The 19,241-nt window shown below is 67.0% G+C and carries 17 protein-coding genes; 6 read left to right on the forward strand and 11 right to left on the reverse strand.

All coding sequences use genetic code 11. The features are described 5' to 3' along the window. Positions 1-113: 113 nt before the first annotated feature. Positions 114-1,922, reverse strand: a complete 1,809-nt coding sequence (locus tag BN1263_RS18990; protein WP_058983397.1) for a DUF885 domain-containing protein — start codon at positions 1,920-1,922, stop codon at positions 114-116. A 112-nt stretch (positions 1,923-2,034) separates the two neighbouring features. On the opposite strand from BN1263_RS18990, the gene BN1263_RS18995 reads away from it, so the two are divergent. Next, positions 2,035-2,391: a GFA family protein gene (locus BN1263_RS18995; RefSeq protein WP_058983399.1), complete on the forward strand. Its 357-nt coding sequence runs from the start codon at positions 2,035-2,037 to the stop codon at positions 2,389-2,391. A 32-nt stretch (positions 2,392-2,423) separates the two neighbouring features. After that, positions 2,424-3,203 carry a DUF4349 domain-containing protein gene (locus tag BN1263_RS19000; protein ID WP_058983462.1) on the forward strand — a complete coding sequence of 260 codons (780 nt, stop codon included), beginning with the start codon at positions 2,424-2,426 and terminating at the stop codon, positions 3,201-3,203. 31 nt (positions 3,204-3,234) lie between these two features. Here the strand turns inward: BN1263_RS19000 and BN1263_RS19005 are convergent, their stop codons facing one another. Beyond that, positions 3,235-3,528 carry a hypothetical protein gene (locus BN1263_RS19005; protein WP_021203661.1) on the reverse strand — a complete coding sequence of 98 codons (294 nt, stop codon included), beginning with the start codon at positions 3,526-3,528 and terminating at the stop codon, positions 3,235-3,237. A gap of 68 nt (positions 3,529-3,596) precedes the next feature. Further along, positions 3,597-4,541, reverse strand: a complete 945-nt coding sequence (locus BN1263_RS19010; RefSeq protein WP_058983402.1) for a LysR substrate-binding domain-containing protein — start codon at positions 4,539-4,541, stop codon at positions 3,597-3,599. Between the two features lie 115 nt (positions 4,542-4,656). Here BN1263_RS19010 and BN1263_RS19015 point away from each other — a divergent pair, with 115 nt between their 5' ends. Next, entirely contained in the window at positions 4,657-5,529 is an 873-nt protein-coding gene (locus BN1263_RS19015) for a DMT family transporter (RefSeq protein WP_058983404.1), read from the forward strand. A 576-nt stretch (positions 5,530-6,105) separates the two neighbouring features. Here the strand turns inward: BN1263_RS19015 and BN1263_RS19020 are convergent. Beyond that, a complete protein-coding gene (locus tag BN1263_RS19020) occupies positions 6,106-7,008 on the reverse strand; it encodes a peptidylprolyl isomerase (RefSeq protein WP_058983406.1) in 903 nt (300 codons plus the stop codon). A 136-nt stretch (positions 7,009-7,144) separates the two neighbouring features. On the opposite strand from BN1263_RS19020, the gene BN1263_RS19025 reads away from it, so the two are divergent. Further along, positions 7,145-7,510 carry a PadR family transcriptional regulator gene (locus BN1263_RS19025; RefSeq protein WP_004150914.1) on the forward strand — a complete coding sequence of 122 codons (366 nt, stop codon included), beginning with the start codon at positions 7,145-7,147 and terminating at the stop codon, positions 7,508-7,510. Next, the gene (locus BN1263_RS19030) at positions 7,507-8,496 is read left to right on the forward strand and encodes a sensor domain-containing protein (protein WP_058983407.1); all 990 of its coding nucleotides are present in this window, start codon (positions 7,507-7,509) and stop codon (positions 8,494-8,496) included. Before BN1263_RS19025 ends, BN1263_RS19030 begins: the two co-directional genes overlap by 4 nt. A gap of 105 nt (positions 8,497-8,601) precedes the next feature. On the opposite strand, the gene BN1263_RS19035 is transcribed toward BN1263_RS19030, so the two are convergent. Together BN1263_RS19035 and BN1263_RS19040 are read right to left on the reverse strand one after the other, a co-directional pair. Further along, entirely contained in the window at positions 8,602-9,909 is a 1,308-nt protein-coding gene (locus tag BN1263_RS19035) for a polyhydroxyalkanoate depolymerase (protein ID WP_058983409.1), read from the reverse strand. A 93-nt stretch (positions 9,910-10,002) separates the two neighbouring features. After that, the gene (locus BN1263_RS19040) at positions 10,003-10,593 is read right to left on the reverse strand and encodes a class I SAM-dependent DNA methyltransferase (RefSeq protein WP_058983411.1); all 591 of its coding nucleotides are present in this window, start codon (positions 10,591-10,593) and stop codon (positions 10,003-10,005) included. A gap of 186 nt (positions 10,594-10,779) precedes the next feature. Between BN1263_RS19040 and BN1263_RS19045 the strand changes: the two genes are divergently transcribed. Further along, positions 10,780-11,235: a CopD family protein gene (locus tag BN1263_RS19045; protein WP_058983414.1), complete on the forward strand. Its 456-nt coding sequence runs from the start codon at positions 10,780-10,782 to the stop codon at positions 11,233-11,235. A gap of 285 nt (positions 11,236-11,520) precedes the next feature. On the opposite strand, the gene BN1263_RS19050 is transcribed toward BN1263_RS19045, so the two are convergent. From BN1263_RS19050 to lpxB, 5 genes are all read right to left on the reverse strand, one after another. Next, positions 11,521-12,480 (reverse strand): acetyl-CoA carboxylase carboxyltransferase subunit alpha, encoded by a 960-nt coding sequence (locus BN1263_RS19050; protein WP_019659134.1) that lies wholly within the window; start codon positions 12,478-12,480, stop codon positions 11,521-11,523. A 113-nt stretch (positions 12,481-12,593) separates the two neighbouring features. Further along, positions 12,594-13,463, reverse strand: a complete 870-nt coding sequence (locus BN1263_RS19055; protein WP_058983416.1) for a hypothetical protein — start codon at positions 13,461-13,463, stop codon at positions 12,594-12,596. 55 nt (positions 13,464-13,518) lie between these two features. After that, positions 13,519-17,109: a DNA polymerase III subunit alpha gene (gene dnaE / locus BN1263_RS19060; RefSeq protein WP_058983418.1), complete on the reverse strand. Its 3,591-nt coding sequence runs from the start codon at positions 17,107-17,109 to the stop codon at positions 13,519-13,521. 237 nt (positions 17,110-17,346) lie between these two features. Then, positions 17,347-18,006: a ribonuclease HII gene (rnhB, locus tag BN1263_RS19065; protein ID WP_058983419.1), complete on the reverse strand. Its 660-nt coding sequence runs from the start codon at positions 18,004-18,006 to the stop codon at positions 17,347-17,349. Then, positions 18,003-19,205, reverse strand: a complete 1,203-nt coding sequence (lpxB, locus tag BN1263_RS19070; protein WP_233654152.1) for a lipid-A-disaccharide synthase — start codon at positions 19,203-19,205, stop codon at positions 18,003-18,005. The genes rnhB and lpxB overlap by 4 nt, the downstream gene beginning before the upstream one ends. Positions 19,206-19,241 lie beyond the last annotated feature (36 nt).

Genomic DNA, 19,241 nt, shown 5'->3' on the forward strand with positions numbered 1-19,241 from the left:
AGAAGCGGTGCGAACCAAGGTTCGCACCCACCAGGATGGCAGTTCGCAACCGCCAGAACAGAAAACGGCCCGGGTTTCCCCGAGCCGTTATCATTCAGCTCACACCGGCGCGATCACTCGATCGGCTGGTCCAGCATCAGCTGGCGGGCGAAACGCACCGGCGGTGCGCCGTAGGACAGCATCTGGTCGTGGTAGGTCTTGAGGTTGAACTTGTCGCCCAGCTTGTCCTGCATCGCCTTGCGGGTGTCGAAGTGTTCCTGCGCACCGACAAAGTAGGTCGGCAGCTGCGCCGAGGTCAGCTGTGCACGCACCCACTTGCCCGCCGCCTCGCTCTCTTGCTGGAACGCATCGTGGGTCATCAGGTGCATCGCCTTCTCGCGATCCCAGTTGTCCACGTGCACGCCCTGGTCGAGGATCGCGTTGGAGATCGTGCGCAGGTAGAACTTCAGCTGCACCAGGTGGAACAGCGGGTCGTTGTTGAGGTAGCCCTGCTCCTGCATCATGCGCTCGGTGTAGACCGCCCAGCCCTCGGCGAACAGGCCTGAACGCAGTACCGCACGCAGGGTGGAGGGGAACTTGGCCGAATGCCAGCCTTCCAGGTAATGGCCCGGGGTGCCTTCGTGGATGCTCAGCAGGTGGATCATGCGCGAGTTGTACTCACGCAGGAACGAGTCGACCTGCTTGTCGTTCCAGTCGTCCGGAATCGGCGACACGGCGTAGAAGGTCTTCAGGTTCTTGTCCAGCGGGCCCGGTGAATCGCAGTAGGCCACGGCCACGCCGCGCTGGAATTCCGGCATCAGGATGATGTCCACCGGCGCATCGGGCAGCGTCATCAGGTCGTGCTCGCGCACGAACGCGGTGGACTGCTCCAGTGCGGCCTTGGCATCGTCGACCACCTTGTCGCGTGCCGGCTTGTCGGCGTAGGCCAGTTCCAGCGCGGCCTCGATCGCCTTCTGCTGCTGCTCGTCGGTCGGCTGCGCCGGTATTTCCGGCGCACCCGGCTTGTCCTTCAGCACGGTCTGCGCGATGCCGTACATGTCTTCGCGCACGCGCTTGAGTTCGGCACGTGCACGCTCACCGATCTCCTGGCGCGACAGCGACGAGCTCAGCGCGAACTTCAGCTTCTGGTCGTACTTTTCCGCACCGATGCGGAAATCGCCCTTTGCGTTCGGCACCAGGGTCTTGTCCAGCCAGGTCTGCTGCTCGTCCACCGCCTTCTTCAGGCCGTCGATGGCCGCCTGCAGGCGCTGCTGGTCGGCCTGCGGCAGTTCACCGATGTGCGGGGTGATGAAGGTATCGACGATGCTGAGGATGCCCTTGTTCTGCTTGGCCACCGTCTCGGCGTGGATCTTCGGCACGCGCGCCGGATCCAGGTTCTCGCGGGCCTGGGCGAAGATCGCCGGCAGCTTTTCCATGCGCGCGGTGGCCGACTTCAGGCGCTCCGGCAGTGGCGCGAACTCGCGCGCCATCAGGCCGTAGATCGCGCTGCCGGCGATGCCGTTGTACAGCTGCGGGTCCCACTTGCCGGACTGAAGCACTTCGGCGTTCCAGATTTCCGACTGCAGCTGGTTGCGCAGGATCGCCGCGTCCACCTGGTTCTCGCGGCCCAGCTTGGCCACGTCGATCTTGTCCAGCTCGCCCAGCAGCGCCTTGTAGGCGGCCACGGTCTTCTGCTGGCCGGCGGCACTGAGGTCGTCCAGTTCGCTGTCGTAGCGGTGGTCACCGATCTGGGTGGCGCTGACCGGCGACAGCTGCATCCAGGTATCCAGCGCGCGCTTGGAGAGATCGGCGAAGGCGGCGTCGACCGCCGCGTCGCCGGCCTGCTGGCTGGCGGCCGGGGTGGAAGCGGTGGTCGGGGCGTCGGCCGGCTGGCAACCGGCCAGCGCGGCGACCAGGGCGAGGGCAAGAAGATGCGGGCGCATCGGCGTTCCTGTACGGGGTCAAACCCTGAGCATAGGGCCGCGTGGCTGCTTTGTCCCCGTGCCATAGGATTACCATGGGCGCAGACAAGGACCCTCCAAAGGAGCGCAGAACATGGAATACCAGGGAAGCTGCCATTGCGGCAGGATCGCATTCACGGTACATGCCGAGGCGCCGATCAGGGACGTCATCGACTGCAACTGCTCGATGTGCCGGCGTCGCGGCAGCCTGCTGTGGTTTGCCCCGCGTGCAGCGTTCCAGCTGACCACCGATCCGGCTGACGTGGCCACCTACCACTTCAACAAGGCCCACATCGACCATCACCACTGCCGCGAATGTGGCGTCGCCCCCTACAGCGAAGCGGTCGATCCGCGTAGCGGCACACCGATGGTGGCGGTGAACGTGCGCTGCGTGCCGCAAGTCGATCTGGCTGGCCTTTCGGTGACCTCCTACGACGGAGCCGCACTGTGACGGGCGCGCGCGCCTGGACGCGCAGCCTGGCGATGCCGGTGGTGCTGCTGGCATTGGCGGGCTGCGCCAAGCAGGGCGACATGGCCGCGGATGCGGGCGCCCCGGCCGCCGAAGCGGCCGTCGCGTCGCCAGAAGGTGCGTTCCTCGCCTATGAACATGACGTGCAGGTGCAGCTGGAGGCGGCAAAGATCGCGCCGCGCATCCAGCAGATCGCCCAAGCCTGCCAGAGCGCGAAGTTCGGCGACTGCGCGGTATTGCAGGTCGACCAGCGCAGTGGCGAGCAACCCAGCGGTGAGGTCAAGGTGCGCATCGCGCCGAAGGGCGCCGAGCCGCTGATCGCGATGGCCGGTGAGGGCGGAACGCTGCAGTCGCGCACCACCCGCGCCGAGGATCTGGCACAGGCCGTGGCAGACACGGCGCTGACCAAGGCGCGGCTTGAAAAGGAGCACGCCCGCCTGCTGTCCTACCAGGACCGCAAGGACCAGAAGATCGAAGATCTGATGGCGATCACCACGCGCCTGTCAGAGATCGAGGCGGGTGTCGAGCAGGCCAACAAGGACGCCGCGCAGCAGCGCCGGCGCATCGATACCCAGCTGGTGACGCTGCACTTCGAGACCACTTCGGGCCAACGCAGCCGAAGTGAGATCGGCGAGGCGCTGAGCGAGTCGGGCAGCATTCTCAGCACCAGCGTGGCGTTCCTGATTCGTGCTGTTGCCGCGCTGCTGCCGGTGGCGGTGCTGGCCCTGGTCGCAGCCTGGGGCGTGCGCGCATGGTGGCGTCGCCACCGTCGCAAGCTGCCGCCCAACCGCTGAGGTCAAGGCTGATGCCGGCAGCCCGCCGGCATCAGCCCTCGTCGGTTTCGTACTCGACGAACACATCCAGTTCCAGCGCCAGATCCTGCACGGCGTCGCGCACCTTCTGCGCGGTGCTTTCATTGCCCACTTCCACTTCCAGCTCGTGGATGCCCGGGCCGATGTCATCGGACAGCCCGGCCGAGCTGGAGTCGTCGTCGTCCATGTGCGGCATCAGGTCGTCGGTTTCCTCGACATGCTCGATGCCATCCAGGCCGAGCAGCAGGTCGCTGATGGCACGGGCGTCGTCTTCGGTTCCGGTAATGCGCAGTCGCAGCATGGCCATGGCGTAGGTACGTTGTGGAGTTGCCTGCAGCCTAGCCAGCATCGGGCAAAGAATGGGTGAGGGCGAAGTCAGGTGGGCGTGGCCGAGCGCCCGAGCAGGCTGTCCGGCAATGCCGGAATCGGTGTGCGTTCGTCCTGCGCCTGCTCCAGCAGCCAGTCGATGAACAGGCGTGCGGCCCGGCTGGGCGGTTGTCCTTCGGCATGCACTACGTGATACGCATAGCGCGCCTTCAGCGCCGGGCCGGGCAGGCGCACCACCTCGTAGCGCTGCAGGTAGGGCTGGGCGATGTGGGTGCGCGCCAGCACCGCGCCCATGCCATACACCGCTGCACGCATCGCGTCGGTGCTGTCGGCGAAGGTGTGCATGGGTGGCAGCGGCGACGGCGTGCGCACGCCGGCGTGGCGGAACCAGTCGCGCCAGCCCTGCGGCGACAGGTCGGTGAGCAGCGGCAGGTCGGCGATGCGCGCCGGATCGACCAGCGTTTCGACGCCGGCCAGTGCCGGTGAGGCGACCGGGAACAGGTAGTCATCCATCAGGTGCTGCGCACGCAGGCCGGGCCATTGGCCCAGGCCGTAGCGGATGCCCACTTCCGGGCCGTTGTCGTCATAGCGATCCAGCCCGCTGCCGGTATGCAGCTCGATGCGGATGTGCGGGTAGGCCTGGGTGAAGCGCGGCAGCCGTGGCAGCAGCCAGCAGTAGGACAGCGAGCGCAGCGTGGTGATGCGCAGCGGCACGCTGTCGGCATCCGGCTGCAGGTGATGGGCGACGGCCGCGACATCGGTGAAGGCGGCGCTGGCAGCGTCGGCCAGTTGCCGGCCCTCGGCAGTCAGGCGCACGCCGCGGGCGTGGCGCAGGAACAGCCGGGTTTCCAGCACTTCTTCCAGGCGGCGGACGTGGTGGCTGACCGCGCTGGCGGTCAGGTGCAGCTCCTGCGCGGCCTGGGCGAAGTTCTGGTGGCGCGCCGCGACCGCGAACACGGCCAGTGCGGGTAGCAGGGAAGGGCGTAGCAGCATGTCGAGCCTCAAACCATATTTGTGGCTGGCAGCGATACTACGCGCTTGTGCCGCGGGCGTCTGCGCCTGATCCTGTCCGCCTTGGCGAAGAATTGACGATGTACGGAGGCAAGGCATGAATGCGGTCCCACAGGCGGCCGAGCGCGATTGGCGCACGCCGCTGGAATTGACCCTGCTGGGCGCCATCTGGGGCTGCTCGTTCCTGTTCATGCGGGTGGCGGTGCCGTCGTTCGGCCCGTTCGCGCTGGTCGAGGTGCGGCTGGTGCTGGGTGCGCTGGTGCTGCTGCCGTTCCTGTGGCGCGCCCGCGCGCAGTTCCCGCCGCGGCGCTGGCTGTGGCTGGCGCCGATCGGCCTGATCAATTCGGCGCTGCCGTTCGTGCTGTTTGCCTATGCCGCCGAGCAGGCGCCGGCTGCGATCGGTGCGATCTGCAATGCGATGACGGTGCTGTTCGCCGCGCTGATCGCGTTCCTGTTCTTCGGCGAGAAGATCGGCATGCGCCGTGCCGGGGCGCTGCTGGTCGGCTTCGCCGGCGTGGTGGTGCTGGCCACGGCCAAGGTTTCCGGCCTGAGCATCGGCACCGCAGTGCTGGCCGGTGCGGCGGCATCGCTGCTGTACGGCCTGGGCGTGAACCTGGTGAAGCGGCACATGACCGGGTTGCCGTCGGCCGCCGCCGCGGCGGCAACGCTGTCCTGCGCCTCGCTGTGGATGCTGCCGATGGCGGTCAGCCACTGGCCGCAGGCGGCGATTCCGGCCAAGGCCTGGGGCGCGGCGATCGCCCTCGGCGTGGCCTGCACCGGGCTGGCGTTCCTGATGTTCTATCGCCTGATCGGCCGTATCGGCCCGTCGCGTGCGTCGACGGTGACCTACCTGATTCCGCTGTTCGGCGCGGCGTTCGCGTGGTTGTTCCTGGGGGAGGCGGTGACGGTACAGATGTTGGTGGCGGGGGCGTTGATTCTGGGGAGCGTGGCGGTGAGTCAGAAGGGCTGAGGCGTTGGCGTTTTGCGCGTGGCGCGTGCTGAAGGTGCTTCATTGTTCATGGGCGTCACTTTTCTTTTCGCGCGAAAAGAAAAGTAACCAAAAGAAACGCGCCGCCAGGTCGCGAGCCGCCGCGCTTCGCACGTCGGTCCCCTGCGCTTCTCGGTGAATCAGGGGACGGTGCCGAACTCGCTGCGCTCAGACATCGGCACCTCTTCGCCCCTGATTCCCCTGCGATGCTCGGCTTGCTCAAGGCGGATTCAAGATCAAGAGCCACAGCTGCACGACGATGCTTGGTAGTGCCGGGCCGGGCCCGGCGAGCGAAGCGAGCGCTTCTGCCTTTGATCTTGGATCCGCCTTGAGCGAGCCGAGCACCGCAGGTCCGGCGAGGGCGAAGAGGCGTGGGTGTCTGAGCGCAGCGAGTTCCCGCGCCGTCCCTCGACGGGCCGAGGAGCGCAGGGCACCGGTGCGCAGCACCGGCTCGCGGCCGGCGGAACGTTTCTTTTGGTTACTTTTCTTTGCGTACAAAGAAAAGTAACGCCCATGAACAGTGAAGCACCTTCAGCACGCGTCAAGCGCAGGAAACCATCAGCGCACCGGCACCGGAATATTGCACAGATCGATATGCCCGGCCGGACGCTTGTAGAAATCATCCACGCGATTGCGCCGCGCCTCCACCGTATCGGCGAAGGTCTTCGAATCGGTGCGCAGTACCTGGATCGGCGTGCGCTCGGCCGCCGGTACGTCGCTGGCGCGGCGGATCGATACGATCGGCGTGCGCAGCTTCGGGTCGGTGTAGAAGCCCATCGGCGCCGGTCCGCGCGGCGTTGCGCTCAGCAGCTCCATGCCCTTCAGCACGCGACCAACCAGCGTGATGTTGCGGTCCAGCTGGCGGGGTGACTGGCCGGTCACCACGTACAGTTCGGCGCCGATGCTGCTGTCTTCCTCGTTGCTGCGGCCGGCACCGAGCATGCCGTAGCAGTGCGCCAGCCAGGTCTTGCCGGCCTGCGGGTCTTGGCCGACCGGGAAGCCGTCGACGAAACCGGTCTGCGCGGCCCAGCCATCGCGGTCCGGCAGCACGCTCACCTTCAGGCCGGCGCTGGCGCGTTCGAACTCGGCCGGCAGCTTGCGCGCGGCGCTGCCGAACGGCTTGGCCTTGGCCGCGTCATCGGCGTCGGCATCGCCGAACTGCACCACGAAGTTGTCCTGCGAGCGGTAGATGCTGGTGCTGTCCCAGAAGTGCTCGTGGGCGAAGGTCTGGATGTTGGCGACATGGCGCGGGGCGAACTGCGGCGCCAGCTCGATGATCACCCGCCCAGCCGGCAGGTCCATGTACAGAAGGTTGGCCGGATCCGGCGTGCGCCAGTCGCTGGCGGCCGAAGCATCGAGGATCTGCTGCGGGCTGCGGTAGGGCGTGGCCGCGCTGGCCATGGCGGGCAACAGGCAGGCCAGGGCGAGGGCGGTCAGGGCAAGGCGGCGACGGTGCGGCATGGGAACCCCGGAACATGAACAAGGCTTCGATTCTGCGCGAGCCGCGCAGCCGCGCCAACCGGCAGAGTGACTAACGACACATTCGCTATACCGAACTTCGCACTACTGTGGACTTCAACGTAGTGGAGGGCCGGTCATGTCCGAGGACGATGTCCACCTGAAGAAGTTCCAGAAGGAGCTCAGCGCCGGAACGGTGTCGCTGGCCCTGCTGGCGGTGCTGGCCCGGGCCGGGGAGCCGCTGTACGGCTATCTCATTGCCAAGGAGCTGGAGCGGGTGGGCGAGGGCGTGCTGAGCGGCAAGCAGAGCGCGCTGTACCCGGTGCTGCGCAACCTGGAGGGCGCCGGGCTGCTGGAAAGCCATGTGGAGCCATCCAGCAGTGGTCCGCCCCGGCGCTACTACCGCATCAATGAACGTGGCCGCGAGGTGCTGGCGCAGTGGCGCCAAGCTTGGCAGGCCACCCGTGATTCCGTCGATTCCGTGTTGGAGGGGGTACCGCAATGAACGACCCGAGCCTGGCAGGCCCAGCCCTGCCGACCACCATCCCGCAGTATCTGGCGCAGTTGCGCGCGGCGCTGGAAGGTGCCGATCCGGCGATGGTGCAGGACGCGTTGTACGACGCCGAGGAATACCTGCGCTCGGAGCTGGCGGCGCAGCCCGGCCGCAGCGAAGCCGAGGTCATCGCCGACGTGGCCGGCAGCTATGGCGCCCCGGACGAAGTGGCCGAGATCTACCGCGAGACCGAAGTGACGGTGAACCGCGCGCTGCGTACGCCGCGTGCGGATACCGCGCCGGTGCTGCGTGCAGCGGCCGAAGCCAGTGGCGTCGAGCCGGCCTCACCGCCGCAGGCGCCGGTGCAGCGTTCGCTGCTGGCGCGCTTCTTCGGCGTGGTGACCGATCCGCACACCTACGGTGCGCTGTTCTACATGCTGCTGTCGCTGGCCACCGGCATCTTCTTCTTCACCTGGGTGGTGACCGGCCTGTCATTGTCGCTGGGCCTGCTGATCCTGATCATCGGCATTCCGCTGACCGTGCTGTTCTTCGGCTCGGTGCGCGGGCTGGCGCTGCTGGAAGGACGGCTGGTGGAAGCGCTGCTGGGCGAGCGCATGCCGCGCCGCCCGCGTTACACCGACCGCAGCCGCACCTGGCTGCAGCGCATCGGCGACATGTTCACCGATGGCCGTACCTGGCTGACCCTGCTGTACTTCGTGCTGATGCTGCCGCTGGGCGTGGTCTACTTCACCATCGCGGTGACGTTGCTGTCGCTGTCCCTGGGGTTCATCTGGGCACCGGTGGCCGCACTGTTCAGTGGTGACATTCCGGGCGTGTACGTCGACGGCGTGAACGTGTTGCCGATGGCCGCTTCGCCGCTGGTGGGCATCGTGATCGCCGCCGTGGGCGTACTGCTGCTGTTGTTGACCATGCACCTGGCACGCGGCATCGGCAAACTGCATGGTCTGATCGCCAAGAACCTGCTGGTGCGGTTGTAAGCGGGAGCCCAGGCTTCGGTAGGTGCCAACCTTGGTTGGCACGATCGATCAGATGCCGGGATCCATGGTAGAGCGCCAACCAAGGTTGGCATCTCCCCGGCCTGGTTACCCCGCCTTTCGCCGCAACGGGGTGACGTTGCTCTTCTTCTTCGTAGCCTTCGCCGCCGGGGTTTCGGCATGCGCGGCGAAGAAGTCGCGCACCTTCGGGTACACCAGTTCGCGCCAGCGACGGCCGCTGAAGATGCCGTAGTGGCCGGCGCCTTCGACGATGAAATGCTCGCGGCGGTCAGCAGCAATGCCGGTGCACAGCGCCTGCGCTGCTTCGGTCTGGCCGAGGCCGGCGATGTCGTCCAGTTCGCCCTCGATGCTCAGCAGCGCGGTATCGCGGATCGCCGACGGGTCGACCTTCTCGCCATTGACCACCCACTCGCCACGCGGCAGCAGGAAGTCCTGGAACACCACGCGGATGGTGTCCAGGTAGTACTTGGCCGGCATGTCCAGCACCGCGTTGTACTCGTCGTAGAAGCGACGGTGCGCGTCGGCGTCTTCCAGGTCGCCCTTGACCAGATCGGTGTAGAAATCCCAGTGCGAGCTGAAGTGGCGGCTCGGGTTCATCGACAGGAAGCCGGCGTGCTGCAGGAAGCCCGGATACACGCGGCGGCCGGCGCCGGGGTAACTGGCCGGCACGGTGTGGATGACGTTGTTCTCGAACCACGACAGCGGGTTCTGCGTGGCCAGGTTGTTCACTGCGGTCGGGCTGCAGCGTGCATCGATCGGGCCGCCCATCATCACCAGCGTGCGCGGCGTCGGCTCGCCACGGCTGGCCATCAGTGAAACCGCGGCCAGCACCGGCACGGTGGGCTGGCACACGCTGACCACGTGCAGGCGCTCGACACCCAGGTGGCGGATGAACTCCTGGATATAGGCGATGTAGTCGTCCAGGCCGAACTCGCCTTCGCTGGCCGGTACCATGCGCGCGTCAACCCAGTCGGTGACGTACACGCGGTGGTCGCGCAGCAGCGTGCGCACGGTATCGCGCAGCAGCGTGGCATGGTGGCCGGACAGCGGTGCCACCACCAGCACGAACGGCTGGTTGAGCATGGTGTGCAGCTGGTCGGCTTCATTGCTGTGGCGCTTGAAGCGCAGCAGCTTGCAGAACGGCTTGCTTACTTCCTCGTGCACGACGATCGGCACGCGCTCGCCTTCGACCTCGATTTCGTTGATGCCCCACTCGGGCTTCTCGTAATCCTTGCCGATGCGATGGAACAACTCGTTGACCGCCGCCAGGCGATCGGCACCCGGCATCTGCGACCACCAGTGGCCCGGGTTGGCGAAGAACTTGGCGTTGGCCTGGGCCTGGTGCACCCAGGGGGCAAGCAGGTTGCGGGTCAGTTCGTGCAGTTGATAGAGCATGACGACCGAATATGTATGGTCATATGTTGCCGCGCAGCATATCCGATCCGGGTGTCCCGCAGGTTAAGTTGCCTGAAAATAATGAATCCGGATTCACATCCGTTCCAGCGCGGCGGCATCGCCTGCCAGGGCGGGGCCGAGCCAGCAGTGCGACCCCACCGGCTGCAGGCCGTGCCGGGCCAGCGTGCGGCTGTACCAGCGCGCCGGGCGGGCGTGGAAGCCCTCGTGGTCGCCGTCGAATTCATCCTCGGCGGCGAAGGTCTCCAGGAAGGCCACGCCACCGGTCAGCTCGGCCACCCCGGCCAGGCCGGCGCGCAGTTCACGGTCGGGCACGTAGTGCATCACGTCCGAGCACACCAGCAGGTCGACCGGGGCGCAGGGCCGCAGCCAGGCGAAATCACCGAAGGCGGCCAGGTGCAGGTTGCGGGTCCTGCCGTAGCGGCGCACAGCGTACTCGCTGCTGTCGAAGCCGAGATATTCGACCTTCGGACGCAGCTTCAGCAGCGGCGCGCGCCAGGCGCCTTCACCGCAGCCGATATCCAGCACGCTGCGGATCGGCCGCTCCAGGTAGTACTCGGCGCTGGCCACGGCCAACGCAACCTTGCGCGCCAGGCGGGCGCTTCCGCCGATGTCGGCACGGCGGTACCAGCGTTGGAAGTAGGCAGCGTCGTAGGTCTTGTCCATGGGGCGGTGCGCGATCGGGAAAACGGCGCCTATCGTACGGTGTTGCGCCCCCGGGTGTGGCGGACCCGCAGTAGAGCCACGCCATGCGTGGCTGTCCTGATGCGGCGATTGGACGCGGCAGCCACCCAGGAGGTGGCTCTACTGCGACAATAGGCGCCCATCTACGCCAGCCGCCGGAGCGAGCGCATGCAGAGCTACTACTGGGTCAAGACCTTCCACATCGTGTTCGTGGTGGCGTGGATGGCCACGGTGTTCTACCTGCCGCGCATCCTGGTGAACCTGGCCGAGACCGCGGGCCAGCCGGCGGTGAGCGAGCGCCTGCAGCTGATGGGCCTGCGCCTGTACCGCTTCGGCCACTCGATGTTCGGCCTGGCATTCCTGCTGGGCCTGTTGCTGTGGCTGGGCTACAAGGTCATCCCCGATTTCCCGACCATGGTCGCGCCTGGCGGCGCCGGCTGGCTGCATGCCAAGCTGGTGCTGGTGGTGCTGCTGCTGGTGTACTTCGGCTGGATCGGCCGCCTGCTCAAAGGCGTGGCCAAGGGCAGGGCGCTGCCGTCGTCGCGCGCGCTGCGCTGGATCAACGAGATCCCGCTGCTGGCGTTCATTCCGATCGTGTGGCTGGTGCTGGCCAAGCCGTTCTGAACGGGGGCGCGCTGCGCGCGCGGCGCATCGCACAGATGCATCCACGCATGGCGTGGATCTACTGGGTGCAGCTGTGGCTTTTGATGTCCAGGTCCGCCATGAGCGAGCCGAGCATCGCAGGTGAAACAGGGGCGAAGAGGCGCCGATGTCTGAGCGCAGCGAGTTCGGCGCCGTCCCCTGATTCACCGAGAAGCGCAGGGAACCGGTGCATAGCACCGGTTCGCGTTCGGCGGCGTGTTCTTTGGTTACTTTCTTGCACGAGCAGGAAAATAACAAGCCGATGAATCAGGCTGCCTCGTACGTACCGTAACTGCGCAGGCGCGTGTAGCGCTGTTCCAGCAGCTGTTCGGTGGACAGCTTGTCCAGCGCGTCCAGCTCGTTCAGCAGCACGGCCTTCAGGCGCTTGGCCATCTGGGTCGGGTTGCGGTGGGCGCCACCGGTCGGCTCGCGCACGACCTTGTCGACCAGGCCCAGGCTCTTCAGGCGCGGGGCAGTCAGGCCCAGTTGTTCGGCCGCTTCCTTGGCCTTGCCCGCGTCCTTCCACAGGATCGAGGCGCAGCCTTCCGGCGTGATGGTCGAGTACACCGCGTATTCCAGCATCACGGTGCGGTCGCCCACACCCAGTGCCAACGCACCGCCGGAGCCGCCTTCACCGATCACGGTGCAGATGATCGGCACCTTCAGCTCGGCCATCTCGATCAGGTTGCGCGCGATCGCTTCGGACTGGCCGCGCGACTCGGCGTCGATGCCCGGCCAGGCGCCGGCGGTGTCGATCAGGGTCAGCACCGGCAGGCCGAAGCGCTCTGCCATCTTCATCAGGCGCAGTGCCTTGCGATAGCCCTCCGGCTTGGGCATGCCGAAGTTGCGCTTGATCTTTTCCTTGGTGTCGCGGCCCTTCTGGTGGCCGATCACCATTACTGCGCGGCCATTGATGCGGGCCAGGCCGCCCATGATCGCCTTGTCGTCAGCGAAGGCGCGGTCACCGGCCAGCTCCTGGAACTCATCGAACATGACGCGGATGTAGTCGGCGGTGTACGGACGCGATGGGTGCCGGGCCAGCTGCAGCACCTGCCACGAGGTCAGGTTGCGGAAGATCTGCGCGGTGCGCATGCGCAGCTTGTCCTGCAGCGCGTGCACTTCCGCCTCGACATTGACCGCCGGCCCGGCACTGGCGTTGCGCAGTTCCTGGATCTTGGCTTCCAGGTCGGCGATGGGTTGCTCGAAGTCGAGGTAGTTCGGATTCATCGGAAGCCGTCGTGTAAAGAAGGGGGCAATTCTAGCCGAATGCGTGCAAACCACCCGTACGCCTTCGTCTGGAAGGCGACGGTAACGCAGCCGGGCAGGCGGCGCCAGTCAGCTCAGGGCACCACCAGGGCGCTGCGGCCCATCAACTGGCTGCGCTGGGAAACGAAGTCGTTGTAGGCCTCGTTGGCCTCCCGGCCCAGGCCGCTGCCCAGGGTGGCGGTAGCCGAGGTGAAGGCCATCTGCGCGTCGAAGTCCTGCTTGCGCAGGGCCTTCTGTTCATCGGCGGTGGTGGCTTTCAGCCAGCGCGCATAGACCTCGCGCAGCAGCGCGGCATGCGCCTCGAAGGCCGGCACCAGCGCCGGCAGGCTGGCCGGGGCCGGTTCCAGGCTGAACGCCGGGGCCACGTAGCCGGCCGGCTGTTCGCGCTTGAATGCACCGGGTTCGCCCATGCCTTCTTCGACGTAGGCGATGAAATCCGGGGCCGTGAACACCTTGGCCACGATCTGGCCGCCGCTGGCGTCGACGTGGGCCACCACCTTTTCCTTCGGGAAGGGTTCGCGCACGCCGTAGGTCCAGGTCTTGTCGATGAACAGGTCGTGGGTCTTCTCGAACGGGCCCTCGAAGTCGACGCCGCCCAGCTCGATGCCGGCCTTGCCGGTGCCGAAGTTCTTCAGCTTGCTCTCGTCGGTGACATAGACCTCGCGTGCGATCACGTACTCGCTCAGGGTCGGGTTGATCAGGCCGCCGCGGCCATCGACGTAGACGATGAAGCGCACATCGCCGAGCGCGTCGGTGTGCAGGCGATGCTCGCCAATGGCCAGCGAGACCGGGCGCGAGCCGTGCGCGGCCACTGGAAGGTCCTGGCCGTCGATGCTCAGCGCCAGCGGCGCGTCGGTCGGGTTATCGATCTGGAACTCGATCTTCGACGGCGAGCAGGCGGCCAAGGCCAGAGCGGCAGCGAACGGGAACAGCAGGGTCTTCATCGGCAATCGTCCTTGATGACTGGAACGGGAAAACAGGAACACGAAGCAGCCAGCCTCAGCTGGCCCACGGCGGGCTGTAGCGCACCTTCAGCGTGCGTACGGCCGGGTCGGCGCGCAGCGCCTCCATCAGCTTGGAATCGATGCGCACTGCGCTCTGCCCGGAGACATCGAGCATGCCGGCGACACCGCCGTGCGGGCCCTTCAGCAGCAGGTCCAGGCGCAGCGGCGTCCGCCCCGGGCGATGGCGGTCGAGCAGGGCATTGATGCGCTCCCAGACCGGGCGCTGCTGGCGCAGGTCCAGGCGCAGCGACAGCCGCGTGGCGTAGTTGGCGCAGACTTCGTCGAAGTCCCAGCACTGGCGGATGCGCAGCGCGTAGCCACCGTTGAACTCGTCCTCGCGCAGGCCGCCCTTGACCACCAGGATGCGGTCCTTGGTCATCAGGTGGCCGAACTCGGCCATTGCATCGGAGAACGCACTGCACTCGACGCGGCCGCGGCCATCCTCCAGCTGGATGAAGATCTGGCTTTCGCCCTTGCGGCGCACACCGACCACCTGGCCTGCCAGCACGGTCTGCACCTCCGGGCGCCAGCGCTTCTCGCCGCCACCGCCGCCACCGCTGTTGGCGCTCCAGATTTTCTCCACCGAACCCAGGTCGTTGCCTACCAGATCGCGCACATCGTCGCGCCAGGGATCGAACGGGTGGCCGCTGAGGTAGAAGCCCAGCGTATCGCGCTCGCCGTTGAGGCGCTGCAGCAGCGGCCATTCTTCGGCTTCCGGCAGGTCCAGCTGGATCGAAACGGTGCTCGGATCGGGCCCGCCAAACAGCGAATTCTGCCCGGACGCACGCTCGCGTGCCATCTGGTCGGTGGCCTTGATCACTTCCGGCAGCTGCAGCATCAGCGAGGCACGGTTGCGGCCGAGTTCATCGAGCGCGCCACAGTTGATCATCGCTTCCAGCGTGCGCCGGTTGAGCTTGGCCGAGCCGACGCGGGTGCAGAAGTCCAGCAGATCCTTGAACGGGCCGCCCTTCAGCCGTTCCTCGACCACCGCTTCGCAGGCGCCCTGGCCCACGCCCTTGATCGCGCCCAGGCCGTACTGGATCGTGTCCGGGGTGACCGCTTCGAACATGAAGGCCGACTGGTTCACCTTCGGCGGCAGCACGGTCAGGCCGAGGTTGTGCACCTCGTCGAGGAAGCCGACCACCTTGTCGGTGTTGTCCAGGTCCGAAGACAGCGTGGCCGCCATGAATTCGGCCGGATAATGGCGCTTCAGCCACGCGGTCTGGTAGCTGACCAGTGCGTATGCAGCGGCGTGTGACTTGTTGAAGCCATAGCCGGCGAACTTCTCCATCAGGTCGAAGATCTCGTCGGCCTTGGGGCCATCGACGCCGCCCTTGGCTGCACCTTCGCGGAAGATCTCGCGATGCTTGGCCATTTCCGCCGGCACCTTCTTGCCCATCGCGCGGCGCAGCAGGTCAGCGCCGCCCAGCGAGTAGCCGCCGACGATCTGCGCCATCTGCATCACCTGCTCCTGGTACACCATGATGCCGTAGGTGTCCTTCAGGATCGCTTCGGTGCGCGGATCGGGATAGATGATCTCTTCCTGGCCGTGCTTGCGCGCGTTGAAGGAGGGAATCAGGTCCATCGGGCCGGGGCGATACAGCGACACCAGCGCGATCAGGTCTTCGAAGCGGTCGGGGCGCGCGTCCTTCAGCAGGCGGCGCATGCCCGAGGATTCGAACTGGAACACCGCGCCGGTGTTGCCGTTGGCGAAGATGTCCTTGTAGGTGGGCGCATCGTCGAGCGGGATCGCGGCAATGTCGACCGGCGGAATGCCCGCGCGTTCGTGGCGCTTGTTGATCGCCTTCACTGCCCAGTCGATGATGGTCAGCGTGCGCAGGCCGAGGAAGTCGAACTTCACCAGGCCCACTTCTTCCACGTCGTTCTTGTCGAACTGGGTGACCGGGTTCTTGCCGAGCCCATTTTCGTCGTGTTCGGCGTACAGCGGGCAGAACTCGCTCAGCGGCTCGGGCCCGATCACCACGCCACCGGCGTGCTTGCCGGCGTTGCGGGTCAGGTCTTCCAGCTGCAGCGCCAGGTCGATCAGGTCGCGGACATCGTCCTCTGTCTCGTAGCGCTGGATCAGTTCCGGCGACGCCATTTCCGAGGTCGGGCCTTCCTTGCCCTTGCCCAGCGCATCCTTCAGGTGGATGCCCAGGATGTTCGGGATCAACTTGGAAACGCCGTCGACCAGGCCGTACGGGAACCCGAGCACGCGGCCGGAGTCGCGCACCACCGCCTTGGCGGCCATGGTGCCGTAGGTGATGATCTGGCTGACGCGCTCGCGCCCATACTTGCGCGCGACGTAGTCGATCACCTCGTCGCGGCGGTCCATGCAGAAGTCGATGTCGAAGTCGGGCATCGACACGCGTTCCGGATTGAGGAAGCGCTCGAACAGCAGGTTGTACGGCAGCGGATCCAGGTCGGTGATCTTCAGCGCCCACGCCACCAGTGAACCGGCACCCGAGCCGCGGCCGGGGCCGATCGGAATGCCCTGGTTCTTGCCCCATTGGATGAAGTCGGCCACGATCAGGAAGTAGCCGGGGAAGCCCATCTTGATGATGGTGTTGAGCTCGAACTCCAGGCGTTCGAAGTACTCTTCCCGGGTCTTGCCCGGCGCCAGCGGATTCTTCTCCAGGCGCTCTTCCAGGCCCTCGCGCGACATCTTCTGGATCCAGGTATCCAGCGTTTCGTCGTCGGGCACCGGGTAGTTGGGCAGGAAGTAGGTGCCCAGCCGCATCTCGATGTTGCAGCGCTCGGCCAGCGCCAGCGTGTTGTCGATCGCGTCGGGGATGTCGGCGAACAGCGCGCACATCTCCTCGGCCGACTTCAGGTACTGCTGGTCGCTGTACTCGCGCGGACGCTTGGGATCGTCCAGCACGCGGCCGGTGGAAATGCACACGCGCGCCTCATGCGCGCTGAAATCGGAGGGCGACAGGAAGCGCACGTCATTGCTGGCCACCACCGGCAGGCCACGCTGGCCCGCAGCCATCAGCGCGAACTGGTTGAAGGTTTCCTCGCCCTCGCGGCCGGTGCGGGTCAGCTCCAAGTGCAGGCCATCGCCGAACACCCGTTGCCAGTCGGCCAGCTGCTGCTCGGCCAGCTCATGCTTGCCGTCCAGCGCCAGGCGTCCGGCCAGGCTCTGCCGGCCGGCCAGCGCGAACAGGTTGGCGTTGCCGGCCTTCAGCCAGTCCGGGTGGATGGCTACGCCGCCTTCGGGGCGATGGCCTTCCATCCAGGCGCGGGTCAGCAGCCGCGACAGGCTCAGGTAGCCTTCGCGATCACGGCACAGCAGGGTCATCCGCCACGGGTCCTGGCCTTCCTCGGCGATCAGCACGTCGGCACCGGCGATCGGCTTGATGCCCACGCCTTCGGCGGCCTTGTAGAACTTGACCAGGGCGAACAGGTTGTTGAGGTCGGTCACCGCCAGCGCCGGCAGGCCGAGCTCGACCGAGCGCGACAGCAGGTTGGCCTGCTTGGCCTTCTTCGGGTCCGCCTGGTCCGGCTTGGCCGGCACACGGATGGTGGAGTCCGCCAGCGAGAACTCGGTGTGGACGTGGAGATGTACGAAGCGGGAGTTGGACATGCCGGACCAGGTTGGAGCGCGCGGGCCCCGGGTGCTGACGGAGGTTCGTCGCCGGGGTCGGGAAGCGCTGGAATGCCCGGTCAGGGTAGCGAGGGCAGGGGGTTGCCACAAGGCTTGACAGGGGCACGGCGTGGCGCCGGATTCAGGCGTGCGGGAGGTCGCCTTCTGTAGAGCCGAGCCCATGCTCGGCTGTCCACAGCAGCCGAGCATGGGCTCGGCTCTACGACTCCAGCAGGCTCAGGCGATGGCCACGACAGCCGGCGCTTCCAGGCACTCGCGCACTGGCGCGAAGCTGCGGCGGTGCTCCATGCAGGGGCCGTGCTCGCGCAGGGCGGCCAGGTGGGCCGGGGTGCCGTAGCCCTTGTGCTGTTCGAAGCCGTACTTCGGATGGCGGGCATGCACCTCCTGCATGTAGCGGTCGCGCGAGACCTTGGCCAGGATCGAGGCGGCCATGATCGCGCGGTCGATGCCATCGCCGCCGACCAGCGCCTGCGCCGGTAGTGCCAGGCCCTTGGGCACTACGTTGCCGTCGATGCGCGCGAAGCCGGCCACATGGGCGACCGCTGCAACGACGTCACGCATGCCCTGCAGGGTGGCCTGGTAGATGTTCAGGCGGTCGATGGTGTCCACGTCCACCAGCACCACATGCCAGGCCAGGGCGCGCTCGATGATGCGGTCATGCAGCTGCTCGCGGCGGGCCGCGGTCAGCTGCTTGGAGTCATCCAGGCCGTTGATCCGTGGTCGCGACGGGTCGAACACCACCGCTGCCACCGCGACCGGCCCAGCCAGTGGGCCACGGCCTGCCTCGTCGACGCCAGCGACCAGGCGCTCCGGCTCGACCACGGGCGCACCGTCGAACAGGGTCAGGCTGGCTGCGGCGGCGTGACGGCGGCTCATGCCTGTGCCTGGTCGCGCATCAGCAGTTCGCCAACGGCGTCGGCGGCACGCGCCGAGGCGTTGCGGCGCAGCCGCTCGTGCAGGCGCACGTAGGCATCCTGCAGATCGGTCACCCGCTGCGGGTGGTCGAACCACTGCTGGATGGCCGCGGCCAGCTTGTCCGGCGTGCAGTCGTGCTGCATCAGTTCCGGTGCCAGGTCCTGCCCGGCCAGGATGTTGGGCAGGGCGAAGCGGTCGACCTTGATCAGGCCGAGCGCCTTCACCAGTCGATAGGTCAGTTCGTTGACGCGGTAACCGACCACCATCGGCCGCTTCACCAGCATGGCCTCCAGGGTCGCGGTACCGGAGGCCAGCACCACCACGTCGGCGGCGATCATCGCGTTGCGCGCCTGGCCATCCAGCACATGCGAATAGGCCACCGGCAGCGCCGAGCGCGACAGCTGTTCCTCGATCAGTTCCCTGCAGGCCGGGTTGGCGGCAGGCACCACCACATGCAGGCCCGGAATGCGTTCGGAGACCTGCCAGGCGGCTTCGAAGAACGGTTCGCCCAGGCGCGAGATCTCGCCCAGGCGGCTGCCCGGCAACACTGCCAGCACCTTGGCCGAGGCCGGCAGTCCGAGCGCGGCGCGTGCTTCCTCGCGATTGCCCTGCAGCGGAATGTCATCGGCCATCGGGTGGCCGACGAAGCGCGCGTCGATGCCGTGCCTGGCATAGATCGGTGGCTCCATCGGGAACAGGCACAGCACCAGGTCGGCGCTGCTGCCGATCTTCTCGGCGCGCTTTTCGCGCCAGGCCCAGACCGAGGGACTGACGTAATGCACGGTGCGCACGCCACGCTGCTTCAGCCAACGCTCGATACCCAGGTTGAAGTCGGGGGCGTCGATGCCGATGAACACGTCCGGCTGCCAGTCAAGCGCACGCTGGCGGAACGCCGAACGCAGCTTGAGCAGGCGCGGCAGGTGGCGCAGCACTTCGGTCAGGCCCATCACCGCCAGCTCGCTGGCATCGTGCCAGGTCTGGCAGCCCGCGCTGCGCATGGCGTCGCCACCGATGCCGGCGAACTCGGCATTCGGGAAGCGCGCTTTCAGTTCGCGGACCAGGCCCGCACCGAGCAGATCGCCGGAGGCCTCGCCGGCCACCAGCGCGATCCGCAACGGGCGCTCGCTGAGCACCCGTTGCGCCGGGACGCTGCCGGTCATCGAGGCCAGCGGGATCACTGCGGCGCCGGCCGGCGC

This window comes from Stenotrophomonas thermophila (genome assembly GCF_001499715.1).
GTDB lineage: Bacteria > Pseudomonadota > Gammaproteobacteria > Xanthomonadales > Xanthomonadaceae > Stenotrophomonas > Stenotrophomonas hibiscicola.